The sequence below is a fragment of the Streptomyces sp. AM 2-1-1 genome, assembly GCF_029167645.1.
In the GTDB taxonomy this organism is placed as follows: domain Bacteria; phylum Actinomycetota; class Actinomycetes; order Streptomycetales; family Streptomycetaceae; genus Streptomyces.
The window spans coordinates 5,094,420-5,109,394 of sequence record NZ_CP119147.1 but is presented as its reverse complement, the minus strand read 5'-3'; the positions used below and the strand labels follow the sequence as shown (position 1 = coordinate 5,109,394).

At 74.2% G+C, this 14,975-nt stretch carries 13 protein-coding genes and 1 pseudogene; 8 read left to right on the top strand and 6 right to left on the bottom strand.

Annotated features, from left to right (window positions below; translation table 11 throughout):
* Positions 1-44: 44 nt before the first annotated feature.
* Positions 45-476: an Lrp/AsnC family transcriptional regulator gene (locus PZB77_RS22285; protein WP_275494385.1), complete on the bottom strand. Its 432-nt coding sequence runs from the start codon at positions 474-476 to the stop codon at positions 45-47.
* 169 nt (positions 477-645) lie between these two features.
* Here PZB77_RS22285 and PZB77_RS22280 point away from each other — a divergent pair, with 169 nt between their 5' ends.
* From PZB77_RS22280 to PZB77_RS22265, 4 genes are all read left to right on the top strand, one after another.
* Complete coding sequence (locus PZB77_RS22280; RefSeq protein ID WP_275494384.1) at positions 646-1,863, top strand: MFS transporter; 1,218 nt, start codon at positions 646-648, stop codon at positions 1,861-1,863.
* A gap of 39 nt (positions 1,864-1,902) precedes the next feature.
* The gene (locus tag PZB77_RS22275; protein WP_275494383.1) at positions 1,903-3,399 is read left to right on the top strand and encodes an acyl-CoA synthetase; all 1,497 of its coding nucleotides are present in this window, start codon (positions 1,903-1,905) and stop codon (positions 3,397-3,399) included.
* A 28-nt stretch (positions 3,400-3,427) separates the two neighbouring features.
* Positions 3,428-4,786 (top strand): carboxyl transferase domain-containing protein, encoded by a 1,359-nt coding sequence (locus PZB77_RS22270; RefSeq protein ID WP_275496165.1) that lies wholly within the window; start codon positions 3,428-3,430, stop codon positions 4,784-4,786.
* A gap of 242 nt (positions 4,787-5,028) precedes the next feature.
* Positions 5,029-5,994: a chlorophyllase gene (locus tag PZB77_RS22265; protein ID WP_275494382.1), complete on the top strand. Its 966-nt coding sequence runs from the start codon at positions 5,029-5,031 to the stop codon at positions 5,992-5,994.
* A gap of 27 nt (positions 5,995-6,021) precedes the next feature.
* Here the strand turns inward: PZB77_RS22265 and PZB77_RS22260 are convergent, their stop codons facing one another.
* Positions 6,022-7,119 carry an LLM class flavin-dependent oxidoreductase gene (locus PZB77_RS22260; RefSeq protein ID WP_275494381.1) on the bottom strand — a complete coding sequence of 366 codons (1,098 nt, stop codon included), beginning with the start codon at positions 7,117-7,119 and terminating at the stop codon, positions 6,022-6,024.
* Positions 7,120-7,492: 373 nt separating this feature from the next.
* On the bottom strand, positions 7,493-8,803 hold the full coding sequence (locus PZB77_RS22255; RefSeq protein ID WP_275494380.1) for an MFS transporter: 1,311 nt from the start codon (positions 8,801-8,803) through the stop codon (positions 7,493-7,495).
* A gap of 112 nt (positions 8,804-8,915) precedes the next feature.
* Here PZB77_RS22255 and PZB77_RS22250 point away from each other — a divergent pair, with 112 nt between their 5' ends.
* Complete coding sequence (locus tag PZB77_RS22250; protein ID WP_275494379.1) at positions 8,916-9,683, top strand: methyltransferase domain-containing protein; 768 nt, start codon at positions 8,916-8,918, stop codon at positions 9,681-9,683.
* Positions 9,684-9,702: 19 nt separating this feature from the next.
* On the opposite strand, the gene PZB77_RS22245 is transcribed toward PZB77_RS22250, so the two are convergent.
* Positions 9,703-10,347, bottom strand: coding sequence for a LysE family translocator (locus PZB77_RS22245; protein WP_275494378.1), 645 nt, complete (start codon positions 10,345-10,347; stop codon positions 9,703-9,705).
* Positions 10,348-10,577: 230 nt separating this feature from the next.
* Here PZB77_RS22245 and PZB77_RS22240 point away from each other — a divergent pair, with 230 nt between their 5' ends.
* Entirely contained in the window at positions 10,578-11,249 is a 672-nt protein-coding gene (locus PZB77_RS22240; RefSeq protein WP_275494377.1) for an NAD(P)H-dependent oxidoreductase, read from the top strand.
* 179 nt (positions 11,250-11,428) lie between these two features.
* Positions 11,429-12,157, top strand: coding sequence for an NAD(P)H-binding protein (locus PZB77_RS22235; RefSeq protein WP_275494376.1), 729 nt, complete (start codon positions 11,429-11,431; stop codon positions 12,155-12,157).
* A 204-nt stretch (positions 12,158-12,361) separates the two neighbouring features.
* Here PZB77_RS22235 and PZB77_RS22230 read toward each other — a convergent pair whose 3' ends face one another.
* Positions 12,362-12,829: a hypothetical protein gene (locus tag PZB77_RS22230; RefSeq protein ID WP_275494375.1), complete on the bottom strand. Its 468-nt coding sequence runs from the start codon at positions 12,827-12,829 to the stop codon at positions 12,362-12,364.
* Positions 12,830-12,984: 155 nt separating this feature from the next.
* Complete coding sequence (locus tag PZB77_RS22225; protein WP_275494374.1) at positions 12,985-13,710, bottom strand: helix-turn-helix domain-containing protein; 726 nt, start codon at positions 13,708-13,710, stop codon at positions 12,985-12,987.
* Between the two features lie 522 nt (positions 13,711-14,232).
* Between PZB77_RS22225 and PZB77_RS22220 the strand changes: the two are divergent.
* Positions 14,233-14,859 (top strand): annotated as a pseudogene (locus PZB77_RS22220) (GPP34 family phosphoprotein); the annotation flags it as partial.
* Positions 14,860-14,975: the final 116 nt, after the last annotated feature.

Below are 14,975 nucleotides of genomic sequence, written 5' to 3'. Positions count from 1 at the left end.
GGTGGGGGCGCGGGCCGTCCGTCTCGATGGAAGGGGGGCGGGTCTCAGCGGGAGGGGGCCGCCCGGAGGGCGACCCGGGTGAGGGAGTGGGCGACGCCCGCCTCCCGCTTGAGCCTCCGCAGCAGGGTGTCGAGTGCGCCGGGGTCGGCCGCCGTGGCCCGTACGAGGTAGTCGTGGCCGCCGGTCAGGTGCACCACCTCGGTGATGCCCGGCAGCATCAGTACGGAGCGTTCGAACTCCTCGTTGGTGGTGTCCAGGCGGAGCGAGACGTCGATGAAGACGACGAGCCCGGAGCGGGTGTCGGCGGCCGGGTCGACGATCACCGTGAAGCCGCGGATGATCCCGTCGCGGCGCATCCGGCGCACCCGGTCGCCGGCGGCGTTGGCGCTGAGTCCGACGCGTACGCCCAGGTCGCGGTAGGAGATCCGGGCATCCTCCTGGAGGATGGCGAGTATTTCTCTGTCCAGCCGGTCCATACGGCGATTGTCGCAGCATTCGGGCGAAACCGACTGCGGGGAGGACGGCGGGCGCACGGGAGCGCACCGGGAATCCGTGGCCCGGCGGGCTGCCCGGCGGGTCCGTCCGGATGACCCGTTCGGAGCAGTCGGACGGGCTCCCGGCGGGCGCGCGGTCTTGACTGGGGCCGTGGACACCGCAGCCCGCCAGCAGCCCGCCGCCCCGGCGGCGAAGCCCTCCGCAGCCGCCTACCGCAACCTCGTCGTGGCGACGGTCGGCTTCGCGCTGACCTTCTGGGCCTGGAACCTGGTCTCGCCGCTCTCGGGCGAGTTCAAGGACCGGCTGGGGCTCAGTTCGTTCCAGCAGTCCTTCCTGGTCGCCGTGCCGGTGATCGTGGGCTCACTGGGCCGCATCCCGGTGGGCGCGCTGACCGACAGGTACGGGGCCCGGCTGATGTTCCCCGCCGTCTCGGCGCTGACCGTCGTGCCCGTACTGCTGCTCGTCCCGGCGAAGGACTCCTACGGGGCGATGCTCGCGGTCGGGTTCCTGCTGGGGCTCGGCGGCACCACGTTCGCCATCGGCATTCCGCTGGTCAACTCCTGGTTCCCGCCCTCCGACCGGGGGCTCGCGCTCGGTGTCTTCGGCATGGGCATGGGCGGTGTGGCGCTCTCCGGGTACTTCACCCCGCGCATCGCCGAGCACGGCGACAACCTGCCGTTCCTGGTGGTGGCGGGCGCGCTGCTGGTGTACGCGCTGCTCGCCGCCGTCCTCGTCACCGACCGCCCCGACCGGCCCGTGCCGGCCGACACCCTCGTCCACCGGCTCTCCGCCGCGGGCCGGCTGCGGGTGACCTGGGAGCTGTCGGCGCTCTACGCGATCGGCTTCGGCGGCATCGTGGCGTTCGGGGTCTACCTGCCGACCTACCTCAAGACGTGGTACGACATGTCCCCCACCGAGGCGGGCACGAAGGCCGCCGGTTTCGCGCTGGTCACCGTCGTCTTCCGGCCGGTGGGCGGCTACCTCTCGGACCGTCTGCACCCGGCGCTGGTCACCGCGGGGGCGCTGCTGCTGGCCGCGCTGATGGCGATCGTCCAGGCCTTCGACCCGGCGCTCGACCCGCTCGGCACGATCGCCCTGCTCGCCATGGCGGCCGGGCTCGGCACCGCGAGCGGCAGTGTCTTCGCCCTGGTCTCCCAGGTCACCCCGCAGCCGAAGGTGGGCAGCGTGACCGGCATCGTCGGCGCGATGGGCGGTCTCGGCGGGTTCGTGCCGCCGCTGGTGATGGGGGCGATCTACAGCGCGAAGGGTTCGTACTCGATCGGCTTCATGCTGTTGTCCGATCTCGCGCTGGCCGGCTGTGTGTACGCCTACGGGCGGATGCGGACCATCCAGCGGGACCCGGGCTGAGCCACCCCGGGCCACCCGTCGGCCCTTATGCTGCCCGGCGTGACGCCACTTCTCCCCGCGCTCCAGAGTCCACTCGCCGGCGCGGACGGCCGGGAGGCCGTCCGCTTCGGCGAACTCTCCCTCTCCTACGCCCGGTTGGCGGCTCTCGCCGGCTCGCTGGGACCCCGGATCGCCGGGGCCGGCGGCCGGATCGCCGTCTGGGCGACGCCCTCCGCCGAGACGGTCGTGGCCGTGGTGGCCGCCCTCCTCGCGGGCGTACCCGCCGTGCCCCTCAACCCGAAGACGGGCGCACGCGAACTCGCGCACATCGTCGGCGACAGCGCCCCGGCCGCCGTGCTGGCCGGACCGGACGACACCCTGCCGCCGGCCCTCGCGGCGGTGCCCCGCATCGACGTCCTCGTCGACGGCGACGCCGGCCCCACGGCCGCGGACGTCTGCGGCGAGCCCGGTCCGGAGACGGCCGCGCTGATCGTCTACACCTCCGGCACGACCGGGCCGCCCAAGGGCGCGATCCTCCCCCGTCGGGCGGTCGCGGCCTCACTGGACGCCCTGGAGGACGCCTGGGGGTGGACCGGCGACGACGTCCTCGTCCACGCGCTGCCGCTCTTCCATGTGCACGGGCTGGTCCTCGGAGTGCTCGGGCCGCTGCGCCGGGGCGGGTCGGTACGCCACCTGGGACGGTTCTCCCCCGAGGGTGTGACCCGTGAACTCGCTTCCGGCGGGACGATGTTGTTCGGCGTCCCCACCATGTACCACCGGCTGGCGGAGGCCCTCCAGGAGGCCGGGGACGCCGGGGTCGCGCTCGCCGGGGCCCTGGCGGGCGCCCGGCTGCTGGTCTCGGGTTCGGCCGCACTGCCGGTCCACGACCACGAGCGGATCCACGCGGCCACCGGGCGCCGGGTGATCGAGCGCTACGGCATGACGGAGACCCTGATGAACACCGGTGTCCGGGCGGACGGTCTCCCCCGGCCCGGCACGGTGGGGCCGCCGCTCGCGGGGGTCGAGCTCCGCCTGGTGGAGGAGGACGGCTCGCCGGCGACCGCCCCCGGGGCGATCGGCGAGATCCAGGTGCGCGGCCCGAACCTCTTCAGCGGCTACCTGGGCCGGCCGGACGCCACGGCCGCCGCCTACACCGAGGACGGCTGGTTCCGTACGGGCGACGTGGCCACGGTGGCCCCCGACGGGTACGTGACGATCGTCGGGCGCAAGGCCACCGACCTGATCAAGAGCGGCGGTTACAAGATCGGGGCGGGCGAGATCGAGAACGCCCTGCTCGACCACCCCGGCGTCCGCGAGGCCGCCGTCACCGGCGAGCCGGACGCGGATCTCGGGGAGCGGGTCGTCGCCTGGGTGGTCCCCTCCCACCCCGACAGCCCGCCCGGCGAAGCCGAGTTGGCCGACCACGTGGCGGAGCTGCTCTCCCCGCACAAGCGGCCCCGGACCGTCCACTACCTCGACGCGCTGCCCCGCAACGACCTGGGCAAGATCATGAAACGGGCCCTGACGGCCGGGGCGCGGCAGGTCCGCGGTGACTGAGCGGCCGGTGCGCCGGACCGCGCGCGAGATGATCGCCGCCGTCGCGGACACCTTCGACGAACGGCCGCCCCCGGGGGACGGGCACCATCCGGGCGGCCCGCCGGCGCCGGACGGCCCGCTCGGCTGGCCCGGCTACGGCGCGGCGCGGGCCGAGGCGGCCCGGCGGACCGGCGAGACGGAGTCCGTCGTGCACGGCACGGCCTCCCTCGACGGTCGCCCCTGTGTGCTGCTCGCCTTCGAATTCGGCTTCCTGGGAGGCTCGTTGGGCCGGCACACCGGCGACCGGCTGACAGCGGCCTACACGCTCGCGCGGGAGCTGCGGCTGCCGCTGGTCTCGCTCGTCGCCACGGGTGGCAGCCGTATGCAGGAGGGCATGGTCGCACTCACCCAGCTCCAGCGGGTGGCCCGCGCCGCGGCGGAGCTGCGGGCGGCGGGGCTTGCGCACCTCGCGGTAGTGCGCGACCCGACGACGGGCGGCGGCTGGGCCACCGTGGGCGCGGGCGCCGACGTGGTGCTGGCGCTGCCGGGCGCGCAGGTCGGGTTCGCCGGTTCGCGGGTGCGTCCGGCCGACGCGGATCCGTACGCGTACACGGCCGAGGGGCAGTCGGCGGCCGGCCAGGTCGACGCGGTGGTGGAAGAGGAGGGGCTGGCGAGCACCCTGGGCCGGTGGCTGGGGGTGCTGAAGGGCGGCGCGGAGGCCGGGGCGCCCGCATCCGGCGTCCTGCCCGCTCCGGTGCCGCAGGCGCTCTCCACGACCCGGCTCCCGGCGACCGGACGGGAGGCGGTGGCCCGGGCACGCGCCCCGCGACGACCGCGCGCACAGGCGTACCTGGACGCGTACTTCACCCACCGGCTCCCGTTGAACGGCGACCGGTCGGGCGGCACCGACCCGGGGACGCTCTGCGGGTTCGGGCTGCACGGCGAGCAGCCGGTGGCGTACGTCGCCCAGTGCGGCACCGCCACCCGGCCGGCCGGCTACCGGACCGCCGCCCGGGTGCTCCGGCTCGCGGACCGGCTGGGCATCCCCGTACTCACCCTGATCGACACGCCGGGCGCCGCCAACGACGCGGCGGCCGAGCGGGCCGGGGCGGGCGCGGCGATCGCCGACACCTTCGCGGCGGTCGCCGGGGCACGGGTGCCGGTGACCACGCTGGTGATCGGCGAGGGCGGTTCGGGCGGCGCCCTCGCGCTGGCCTCCCCCGGCCGCACCTACGTCACGGCGGACAGCTACTTCTCGGTCATCGCGCCGGAGTCGGCGGCGGCGATCCTCAAGCGACCGCCGGCCGAGGCCGACGAGACGGCGGACCGGCTGGGGCTGCGCCCGCAGGATCTGGTGGCGCTGGGCATCGCCCGAGGGGTCGTGGGCGAGGAGCCGGACGGTCCGTGACGTGCGGGCGCCCCGCTCCGTCCCGCACGGCCGACGGCACGCGTGACGGAGCGGGGAGCCCGCCGGGCCCGCACCCTGGGCGAACCCCCGCGCTTGACAAAACGGAGCGCTGTTCCGGATATTAAACGGAGCAGCGTTCCGCTTCATGTCGGCCGAAGCGGAGCGCCGTTGACCGCTCTGTCGTGCGCCGGGGGAGACAGACCCCCGGGAGGCAGGGCCCACAGAAGGGCGACCGCCACATCATGAACACCTCCACCTCCACCTCCACCGCCGACATACTCGGCCCGTCCGTCCCGGTGCTGTCCTACAGTCCGGTGGTGCTGTCCGTACCCGGACGCCCCGTGGACCTCGAGGTGCGCGTCTCCGCGCCCGGGACGGGTTCGGCGCTCCCCGTCATCCTCCTGTCCCACGGCCATGGCCCTTCGAACAACCTCTCCTCGCTGAACGGCTATGCCCCGCTCGTCAATTTCTGGGCGTCCCACGGCTTCGTCGTCATCCAGCCCACCCACCTCACCTCCCGGACCCTGGCCCACCGGGTCGCCGACGCGCCCGGAGCACCCTTCTTCTGGCGTTCCCGCGCCGAGGACATGACCCACGTCCTCGACCGGCTCGACGAGATCGAGAAGGCCGTGCCGCTGCTGGCCGGACGGATCGACCGCTCCAGGGTCGCCGTCGCCGGACACTCCTTCGGCGGCTTCACCTCCAGCACCCTGCTCGGTGCCGGGCTCACCGACCCCGGCACCGGGGAAGCGGTGGACCTCACCGAGCCCAGGATCAAGGCAGGCGTGCTGCTCGCCGCACCGGGCAGGGGCGACGTCGTCAACGGGCCCATGGGTGACGCCCTGCCGGTCTTCGCGACCATCGACTTCTCCACGATGACCACACCCGCCCTGGTCGTCGCCGGCGACGAGGACGACTCGCGGCACTTCACCGACATGGGGCCCGCCTGGCACGCCGACCCCTACACGCTGGCCCCCGGACCCAAGGCGCTGCTCACGCTGTTCGGCGCGGGGCACGCCCTCGGCGGCATCCCCGGATACGACGTCGCCGAGACCACCGACGAGAGCCCCGACCGTGTCGCCGCCGTCGGACTGCTCACCTCGGCCTACCTCCGCAGCCTGCTCGACCCCGCGGACCACGCCTGGCGGACGGCGTGCGAGGCGCTCGCGTCCGACCCCGAGCCGGCCGGACGCATCGAGAGCAAGTGAGCCCGCAGGCGCGGCACGGGCAGACGCTCAGGCCCCCGCCGCGAGGGCGCGGAGCCGGGGGGCGACCTCTTCGCCGACCCGGAACGCCTCCTCGAGGTGGGGGTAGCCGGAGAGGACGAACTCGTCGACGCCGAGCCGCCGGTACTCGTCGAGCCGCGCGGCCACCTCGTCGTGCGAGCCGACGAGCGCGGTACCGGCCCCTTCGCGCACCAGACCGATGCCGGCCCAGAGGTTCGGTGAGGTCTCCAGCGTCGCGGCGTCGGCGCTGCCGCCGTGCAGGGCGGTCATCCGGGCCTGCCCCACGGAGTCCATCCGCGCGAACCGTTCCTGGCTGGCCCGGACCGCCTCCGGGTCGATGCCCGCGAGGATCCGGTCGGCCTCGGCCCACGCCTCGGCGGAGGTGTCCCGGCTGATGACGTGCAGCCGGATGCCGTACCGCAGGGCCGGGGCCACCGCGCGCAGCCGGGTGATGCGGCCGGCGACGGCGGCGGGCGGCTCGCCCCACAGGAGTTGGACATCGGCCCGTCGGGCGGCGACGGCCTCGGCGGCGGGAGACGCCCCGCCGAAGTACAGGGGCACCCGGTGCTGGACGGCCGGGTCGGTGAGCTTCGCGCCCTCGATCCGCAGGTGTTCGCCGGCGTGGTCGACCTCCTTGCCGTCGAGGAGGTCGCGCAGTACCGACATCACCTCGTCGGTACGGGCGTACCGCTGGTCGTGCGGCAACGCGTCTCCGTAGGCGCGCTGTTCGGCCGGATCGCCCCCGGTGACCACGTTGAGGGAGAGACGCCCTCCCGCGAAACGGCGGAAGGCGTCCGCCTGTTGGGCGAGCAGGGTGGGGCTGGTGAATCCGGCGCGGAACGCGACGAGGAAGCCGATCCGCTCGGTGTGCTGGGTGAGCGCGGCGCTGAGGATCCACGGATCGACGCAGCCGAGCCCGACCGGCGTCAGCAGCGAGTGGAACCCGGCGGTCTCGGCGGCGCGGGCCACCTGCGCGAGGTAGCCGACGTCGGCGCGGCGGCGGGTGGCGGAGCCGGTCCGGCCCTGCACGGCGGTGACCCCGCCGGGGTCGCGGCCGTCACCGCCGGTGGGCAGGAACCAGTGCAGCAGGAGGGAGCTCTCGGACATGGCGGACCCCGATCGGCAGCGGTGGGTGTGCGGGGGGAGCGAGGGGTGCGGGGCGCACCACGCGTGGCGGTGACGCGGGCCCGCGACGGGCGCCGTACTCGACGTGTGTCAGCAGGACGTGCGTCAGCAGGACCTGCGACAGCGTGCGGTCCGACAGCTCTCGGCCCGGCGACCCGTAGCCCGGCGACCCGTAGCCCGGCGGCTCGCGGTCGGGCGGCTCGCGGTCGGGACGCGCGGCACGACCACGGGGCGTCGCGGGAGCGGGGCAGGGGCCATGGGGGCATCCTGATCCGCCCGCCGTCCGCCCGACAACCACGTCCCGCATCCCGGACAGCTCACCGCCGCATCCCGGACGTGCCGGGACGGTCCTCCGTCAGGGCTGCGGACGGCGCGCGTCGTAGTGGAGGAAGCCGCGCCATTTCGCCGCCAGAAGCAGCACCGCGACCACGCAGGCGATACCTCCGCCGGTGACGGCGCCCCCCGGGGAGGCCAGGTCGGCGACGGACCCGGCGAGGAAGTCACCGAGACGGGGGCCGCCGGCGACCACGACGATGAAGACACCCTGGAGCCGCCCGCGCATGCGGTCCGGTACGGCGGCCTGGAGCATGGTGCCGCGGAAGACCATGGAGAAGGTGTCGGCGCAGCCCGCCAGCGCCAGGAAGACGATGCCGAGCCAGAGTTGGCGGGTGAGGCCGAAGGCGGCGATGGCCGCGCCCCAGCACGCGACGGCGCAGACGACCGCGAGCCCGTGCCGCCGGACCCGGCCCAGCCATCCCGAGCAGACCCCGCCGAGGAGGGCGCCGAAGGCGGGGGCGGCGACGAGGAGTCCGGTGGTCCTCGCGTCCCCGCCGTACCAGACGACGGCGACGACGGGGAAGAGCGCCTTGGGGCTGGCGAGCACCATCGCGCAGAGGTCGCTGAAGAACGTCATGCGCAGGTTGGGGCGGGTGCCGAGGAAGCGCAGCCCTTCCAGCACGGAGGCCCGCTCGGGCCGCCGTTCCACGCCGGGCCCGGTACCGGGCGCGGTTCCGCCCGCCGTGGACCCGTGGCTCCGGTCCGGGAGCATCGCGGGCAGCCGCCACATGGCGTACAGGGAGGCGGTGAAGGTGACGGCGTCCACGGTGTACGCGGCGCGGTACCCCCACCAGCCGACGATCACGCCGCCCAGCATCGGACCGACGAGGGTCCCGGTGGTGCTGGTGAGGGAGCCGAGCGCGTTGGCCGCGGGCAGCTGCTCGGGAGGGAGCAGCCGGGGGATCATCGAGCTGCGGGCCGGGGAGTTGAGCGCGAAGCAGACGGCCTGGAGGGCGACGATCGCGTACAGCAGCCCCACCTGTTCCACCCCGGCCACGGAGGTGGCGAGCAGGAGCAGGGAGAGCAGGAACGATCCGGTGGCGCTGCCGAGGCCGAGCTTGCGCCGGTCCATGGTGTCGGCGACGGCGCCGCCGTACAGGCCGAAGACGACCAGCGGTACGAGCGAGCAGAAGCCGATGAGCCCCACGGAGAAGGCGGACCCGGTGAGGTCGTACACCTGGAGCGAGACCGCCAGCGAGGTCATCCCCTGCCCGATCCAGGACACGGTGTTGCCGAACCACAGACGCCGGTAGTCCGGCGAGACGCGCAGCGGGGTCAGGTCGGCGAATATGCTCGTGCGGTGTACATCCGGTTTGCTCTTTTGGGTCACGCCGGATGGTAGCGGCCCTCCCCCGACCTGCTGGAAAGCACCCCTCGGACAGGAGGCGAACGCATCCCGGAATCGCTGGGACGCGGAGCCCGGAGGACTGCAGAATGGGCGGGTGACAGCCGAGCAGCCGCCCTCCGGCCCGCCCTCGTACGCCCCCTCGCCCTCCCGCTCGCCCGCGTCGGCGGTGCCCTCCCGCTCGCCCGCCGTGTCCCCCTCCGGGCGCCTGCTCACCGGGGAGGATCTGGAGCGCTCCTCGGTCGTCGCCAACAACACGATGAACCGCGGGCGCGGGCTCTCGGGGGTGAACAGTTACGCCCGCGAGCTCGGCGTCGAACCCCTCGCCCTCCTCCTGGCCCGCCCCGCCGCGCCGTCCTGGCTGGATCTGTGCAGTGGGGAGGGCCGCGCCCTGCACGAGGCCGCCTCCGTCCTCCCGGCGGACGCGGTGGTCACCGGCGTCGACCTGGTGGGAGCGCTGGTGCCCGTGCCGGCGCCGCCCGCACTGGAACGGGTCGTCGCCTCCGTCGCGCGCTGGACGCCGGAGCGGACGTACGACCTGGTGACCTGCGTCCACGGCCTGCACTACGTCGGCGACCAGCTGGGGCTGCTCGCCCGGGCCGCGTCATGGGTGGCGGACGACGGTCTGCTGGTGGCGCACGTCGACCCCGACTCGATCCGCTGGGCCGACGGTGCGCCGGCCGGGCGCGTGGCCGTCCGGGCGCTGCGGGCCGCCGGGTACGCCTACGCTCCCCGCCACCACCGCCTCGTCCTGCGGGGCGGGCGCACGGTGACGCTGCCGTTCCGCTACCTCGGCGCCGACCCGGGAGCCGGGCCCAACTACACCGGGCAGCCCGCCGTCGCCTCGTTCTACGCGCCCGCCTGAGCTGCGGTCTCGGGCCCCGTCACTCCCCGAACGCCAGACGTATGCCGAATCCGGCCACGACCGTGCCGGTGACCCGGTCGAGCAGGCGGCGCGCGCGGGGTTTGCGGAGCCAGCCGTTGAGGAGCCGGGCACAGCCGATCAGTACCGCCGACCACGCCAGCCCGAGGAGGATGTGCACGCTCGTCAGCAGGAGTCCGGCGGTGAAGTGGTCGGCGCCGGGCGGGATGAACTGGGGCAGGACGGCGATGTAGAACGCGCCCATCTTCGGGTTGAGGAGATTGGTCAGCGCTCCTTGACGCCAGCCGCCGCCCATCGAGTCCGCCCCGGCGGGCGGCGGGCCCTCCGGCACCTCGTCCGCCGACGGTGTCCGGCCCCGGAAGGTGTCGTGGAGCATCCGCGCGCCCATCCACACCAGGTAGGCCGCTCCGGCCCAGCGGAGCGTCTCGTAGGCGAGGTGGGAGGCGGTGAGGAGCGCGGTGACGCCCAGGGAGGTGAGTGCGCCCCAGATCAGGGTGCCGGTCTGGATACCGAGGACGACGCCCCACGCCCGTCTGCGCCGGCCGAGCGCCGAGGTACGCAGGATCAGCGCGGTGTCGAGGCCAGGAGTGAGGGTGAGGAGCCCTACGACGAGGGCGAAGGTCCACAGCGAGGTAGTCGTTGCCATGAACCGCCAGCGTATCGGGCAGGCACGGCAGGACACCTCGGGGGTTGACTGCTCCCGCCGGGAGCGCCGAACCGCTCGGGGGCCGGGTCGGCCGGGACCTCTGCCGCGAGGACGGTACGCGCGGCGGTGGAGCGGTCGCGGTCCGGCCTCCGCGGTACGAGATGATCCATCCCCTCTGCTCCCGCACTTCCCTCCCCCCGGCTCTTCTCCCTCTCACGAAAGTGGCGCAAATGCACTCACCCCGGTCCTTCCTCTTCGTCCTGGGCAGTTCCCGCCGGGACGGCAACTCCGAGGCACTGGCGCGCCATGCCGCAGCAGCCCTTCCGGTGTCGGTCACCCAGCGGTGGATACGGCTGCGCGATGTCCCCCTGCCACCCTTCGAGGACGTACGGCACACCGGCACGGGGCTGTACGAGGAGCCGGACGGGAACGTCGGAATGCTGCGGCAGGCGACCCGCGAGGCCACGGACCTCGTGATCGTCAGTCCGCTGTACTGGTACAGCCTTTCGGCGGACGCGAAGCTCTACCTGGACCACTGGTCGGGATGGCTGCGCGTTCCCGGTCCGAGGTTCACGGAGGAGATGCGGGAGAAGACCCTGTGGGGCGTCACCGCGTACGCCTCGGCCGACGTGGCACTCGCCGACCCGCTGGTCGGTACGCTGCGCAACACCGCCGACTTCTTCCGCATGGGCTGGGGCGGTGTACTGCTCGCCAACGGCACGCGGCCGGGCCAGGTCCTGGAGGACGGCGCCGCGCTCGACAGGGCCGCTCGCTTCTTCGACGCCGGGACCGGTGGGATCGTGGGCGGGGACGTGGCCCCCTGCCCGGCGCGCGCCGGCGGGGAACGGGGAGGGGTGGCCGGCTCCGGCGAACAGCCGGCGTCGGCCACGACGGCCCCCTGACGGGTGCATGCCGCACGGGCCCTCCGCCCACGCCTGCGCAACCGACCGGGGCGGGCGAGGCCGGGCCGACCGCTCACCCGACCGCGACCGCGGGATGCACCCGACCGCCGCGCTCGGACCACCCCGACCGCACGCCCTCATGTCATATTTCAGGTGTCCATCCGAGCGAAGGGCTTCCCATGAGATTCGCGGTCATCGGCGGCACCGGGCTGATCGGCTCGCAGGTCGTCAACGATCTGAACGCCGCAGGTCACGAGGCGGTACCGCACTCGCGGTCCACCGGAATCGACGTCATCAGCGGCAAAGGACTGGAGGAGGCGGTCGCGGGGGCCGATGTCATCGTCGACCTGACGAACTCACCCACCTTCGACGAGGTGTCCCCGGCCTTCTTCCGGAAGTCGATGGAGAACCTCCTGGGGGTGGGAGACCGGAGCGGCGTCGGCCACTTCGTCGTCCTCTCGATCGTCGGGGTCGACAAGGTCCCGGAGTTGGACTACTACCGCGCCAAGACGCTCCAGGAGGAACTCCTCGCTGCCGGACCGATCCCGTACTCGATCGTCCGCGCGACCCAGTTCATGGAGTTCGTCGAGTCGGTGCTCTCCTGGACCACGGAGGGTGACACCGTCCGGCTCCCCGCCACGCCGATCCAGCCGATCGCCGCCGCCGACGTGGCGCTGGCGGTGGCCGGGGTCGCCGCGGGCCCACCGCTGGGGGGCGTGTACGACATCGCCGGCCCGGACGTCTTCACCCTGGACGAACTGGGCCGGATCACCGTGGCCCACGCCTCCGACGGCCGTACCGTCGTCACCGACCCGACCGCCGGCATGTTCGCCGCCGTCCGGGGCGACGTCCTCACCGACCGGAGCGCGCACCTCGCCCCCACCCGGTACACGGAGTGGCTCGCCTGAACCGCCTTCCGGACGCCGCCCGCACGGCACCGGGCGCCATCGGCCGTGGGCCGGTGGCGCCCGGCGTGTTCCCCCGCGCGTTCCCTCAGCGGGGCTTCCTGTGGTCCCCCGTGCGTCCGGCGGTGTGGTGCCCCGCCGGGCGGTACCGCGTCCGTGCTCCTGTCACCGTCCGGCCGGACGGGTCGGCCCGGCCGGACCTGCGGATCAGATGTCGACGACCCGGTAGGCGATGGTGTAGACGCCACCGGAGCCTTCCAGCACCCGGTACTGCGTCTCCGCGCCGAACTCGTTGCCCGTGACGGTCACCGAGCCGAGCCGGTCGTCGCTGCTGGTGCTGTCGTAGTCCCACAGCGAGAGGGTGCGGGACTCGGACTTGCCGAGGACCAGCAGCGCGTTGCCGTTGCTCCCGTCCAGGGCGCGGCGGTAGCCGGTACCCATGGTCTGGTACGACCCACTGGCGGGCCAGAGCTTCACGGCCTTGCCCCCGTTCGCCGCGATGTTGAGGTAGGCCTCGTCGTGGTCGCCCTCGCTCTCGTCGGAGCAGTACAGGTCGACGAGCTGGATCTGCACGTAGTCGACCGGATCGGCCTGCGCGGCGCCCGCGGCGCCCACCAGTGAGGTGAGGCCCAGCGCGCCCGTGAGGGCGAAGGTGGTCAGTCGTCGGACGGTCATGTTGTCCCCCGTGGTCTCAGGTTTTCGCCGGTCCCCCGACCGGCTCGAAGAACAGACTGCCGGAGGGCGGTCCGCCGTTCTACGCGCGTTCCGCTGAGCGGAACCGGGTTGCGGAAAAGGGCCGTTCACACCCCGAGCGACCGTCCCACGGTGTGTCAGTAGTGCAGGACGGGAGGCAGGCGCGGTGAGGACGTGCCGGGCCGCACGAGCGCCGCGGTGACGGCCGCGCCCGCCCGCGCCGCCTCCTGGGCCGCCCGTTGCAGTCCTCGTGCCGACAGCGTCATGACGGTGATCGCGGCGACGGTCCGGTCGTCGTGCCCCCGCACCGGCAGCGCCGCGCAGCACACACCGTCCACCACCTCCGCGCACTCCAGTACCGCCCCCGGCAGCCGCCCTCCGGTGCCGGCCCGGCCCCGAGCGCTCAGCACCTGGCCGGCCGCCGTGTCCAGCAGGAAGCTCATCCCGTTCCGCACCGGTACCAGCGGCTCCGCCTCGCCCGGCACGGACGCCACGGTGAGGGCCCGGCCGTCGTGCAGGACGGTCAGCAGGGCGCTCGCCCCGGTGGCCGCCCGCAGCCGGTGCAGCGGGTGGCGGGCCGCCACCCGTAGGCCCGGGTGCGGCTCCCACGCCTGCCCGAGGCGGTAGAGCTGCGAGCCGACGCGGTAGCGGCTGCCCCGTCGTTCCACCGCGCCCACCAGCAGCAACTGCTCCAGCAGCCGGTGCGCGCTCCCCTTGGGCAGGGCGCAGGCCGCGGCGATCTCGGTGAGCCCGGCCTCCCCGCCGCACCTGCGCAACGCCTCCAGGAGCGCGAACGCCCCCTCGATCACGCCCCGCCCGCGGTCCGTTCCCCGTTCCTGCTCCCTGCCCGCCTGTCGCGACATCTCTCCCCCGGTCGGTCACCGGGCCGCGCCCCTTCGCACGGCCGCCGGGAGAGGATGCCCGACCTTCACAGCGGGGGCACACCCCGCCGCGCGCGAACGTGACCCATGGCACACCGGCCGCGACTACCGGTGGGACGAGAGGAGCTCAAGGGGGCCCGGGAGCCCGGAGAGGGGTGGCCGGCGGTGCGGCTCGGAGCGGGTTCCGGGATCGGCCGGCCGGTCGGCCCCGGCGGAATGTCAGCGGGACGTCCTTCCCGGTGCGGAGCCGCGGAACGACCGCCGACGTCCGGATGATGCGGAGTCCGGCGGGCAAGGAGTCCGGCGGGCGGAGGGACGCCGAGCGGCGCGCCCCCGTGATCGAGGCGCACGCCGAACGCGGCCGGCGCGGGGAAGCCGCCCGGACCGGGCGCCCGTTCGGGGCGATCGGCGCGGGCGGCGGTCCGGCGGCGGAGGAGTGTGTTCCGGGCGCGGTCGGGGCGATACTGGGCGGAGAGCCGACGTCGTCGCCGAGGGGAGCCGTTCGTGAGCACGGCAAGGGATCTGTTCCTCACCGCCATGGGCCCTGGCCCGACGGAATCCGTGGGTCAGGGTGACCTGTCGCTCGCACTGGCCGGAGCCGAGCTGATCGATCTCATCGGTTCGGGAACCGTGGCGGTGGAGGACGAGCGCATGGTGCCGCACCGGGCGCCGGTGCCGGGCGACCGGTTGCTGGACGAGGCTGCCGAAGCGCTCACGCCGCAGGCCCCGTACGAGCGGATCGAGGACTGGCTGTGGCGCCGGGGCCGGGACCTCTCGGCCGCGTACCAGGCCGCCTTGGAAGAGGACGGTGAGCTCACGCGGAAGCGCGGCGGGCTGCTGTCCTTCGGGCCGGAACGCGTGGAAGCGGCGGACACACCCGCACGCCGCCGGGCCGAAGACCGCTGGAGGGAGCGGGAACCCGTCCTCACCGCCCTCGCCTCGGCCGTCGGCATCGGCGGCAGCGACAGCAGCGACAGCAGCGACAGCAGCGACAGCAGCGACAGCAGCGACAGCGAACGAGCGTCCGACGGGTCGCCCGGTATCGACGGCGAGGCGGAGACGGCGGTCGTGGCCGCCGTCCTCGACGCGGTGATGGAGCTGGAGGCCGTACGGCAGCGGCGGTCCATCGACGCCCCCCCCCCCCCCCCCCCCCGCCCCCCCCCCCCCCCCCCCCCCCCGACCGGTGTGCCGCGCAGCGGCGCGAGCGAGGGAACACGCCTGCGCCGGGGAGGTGCCGCTCCGCGGCG

Excerpts from the sequence above, each read along its gene's own strand:
- PZB77_RS22285 (WP_275494385.1), bottom strand. The coding sequence starts at position 476 with ATGGACCGGCTGGACAGAGAAATACTCGCCATCCTCCAGGAGGATGCC.
- PZB77_RS22270 (WP_275496165.1), top strand. The coding sequence starts at position 3,428 with ATGATCGCCGCCGTCGCGGACACCTTCGACGAACGGCCGCCCCCGGGG.
- PZB77_RS22265 (WP_275494382.1), top strand. The coding sequence starts at position 5,029 with ATGAACACCTCCACCTCCACCTCCACCGCCGACATACTCGGCCCGTCC.
- PZB77_RS22260 (WP_275494381.1), bottom strand. The coding sequence starts at position 7,119 with ATGTCCGAGAGCTCCCTCCTGCTGCACTGGTTCCTGCCCACCGGCGGT.
- PZB77_RS22245 (WP_275494378.1), bottom strand. The coding sequence starts at position 10,347 with ATGGCAACGACTACCTCGCTGTGGACCTTCGCCCTCGTCGTAGGGCTC.
- PZB77_RS22240 (WP_275494377.1), top strand. The coding sequence starts at position 10,578 with ATGCACTCACCCCGGTCCTTCCTCTTCGTCCTGGGCAGTTCCCGCCGG.
- PZB77_RS22235 (WP_275494376.1), top strand. The coding sequence starts at position 11,429 with ATGAGATTCGCGGTCATCGGCGGCACCGGGCTGATCGGCTCGCAGGTC.
- PZB77_RS22230 (WP_275494375.1), bottom strand. The coding sequence starts at position 12,829 with ATGACCGTCCGACGACTGACCACCTTCGCCCTCACGGGCGCGCTGGGC.
- PZB77_RS22225 (WP_275494374.1), bottom strand. The coding sequence starts at position 13,710 with ATGTCGCGACAGGCGGGCAGGGAGCAGGAACGGGGAACGGACCGCGGG.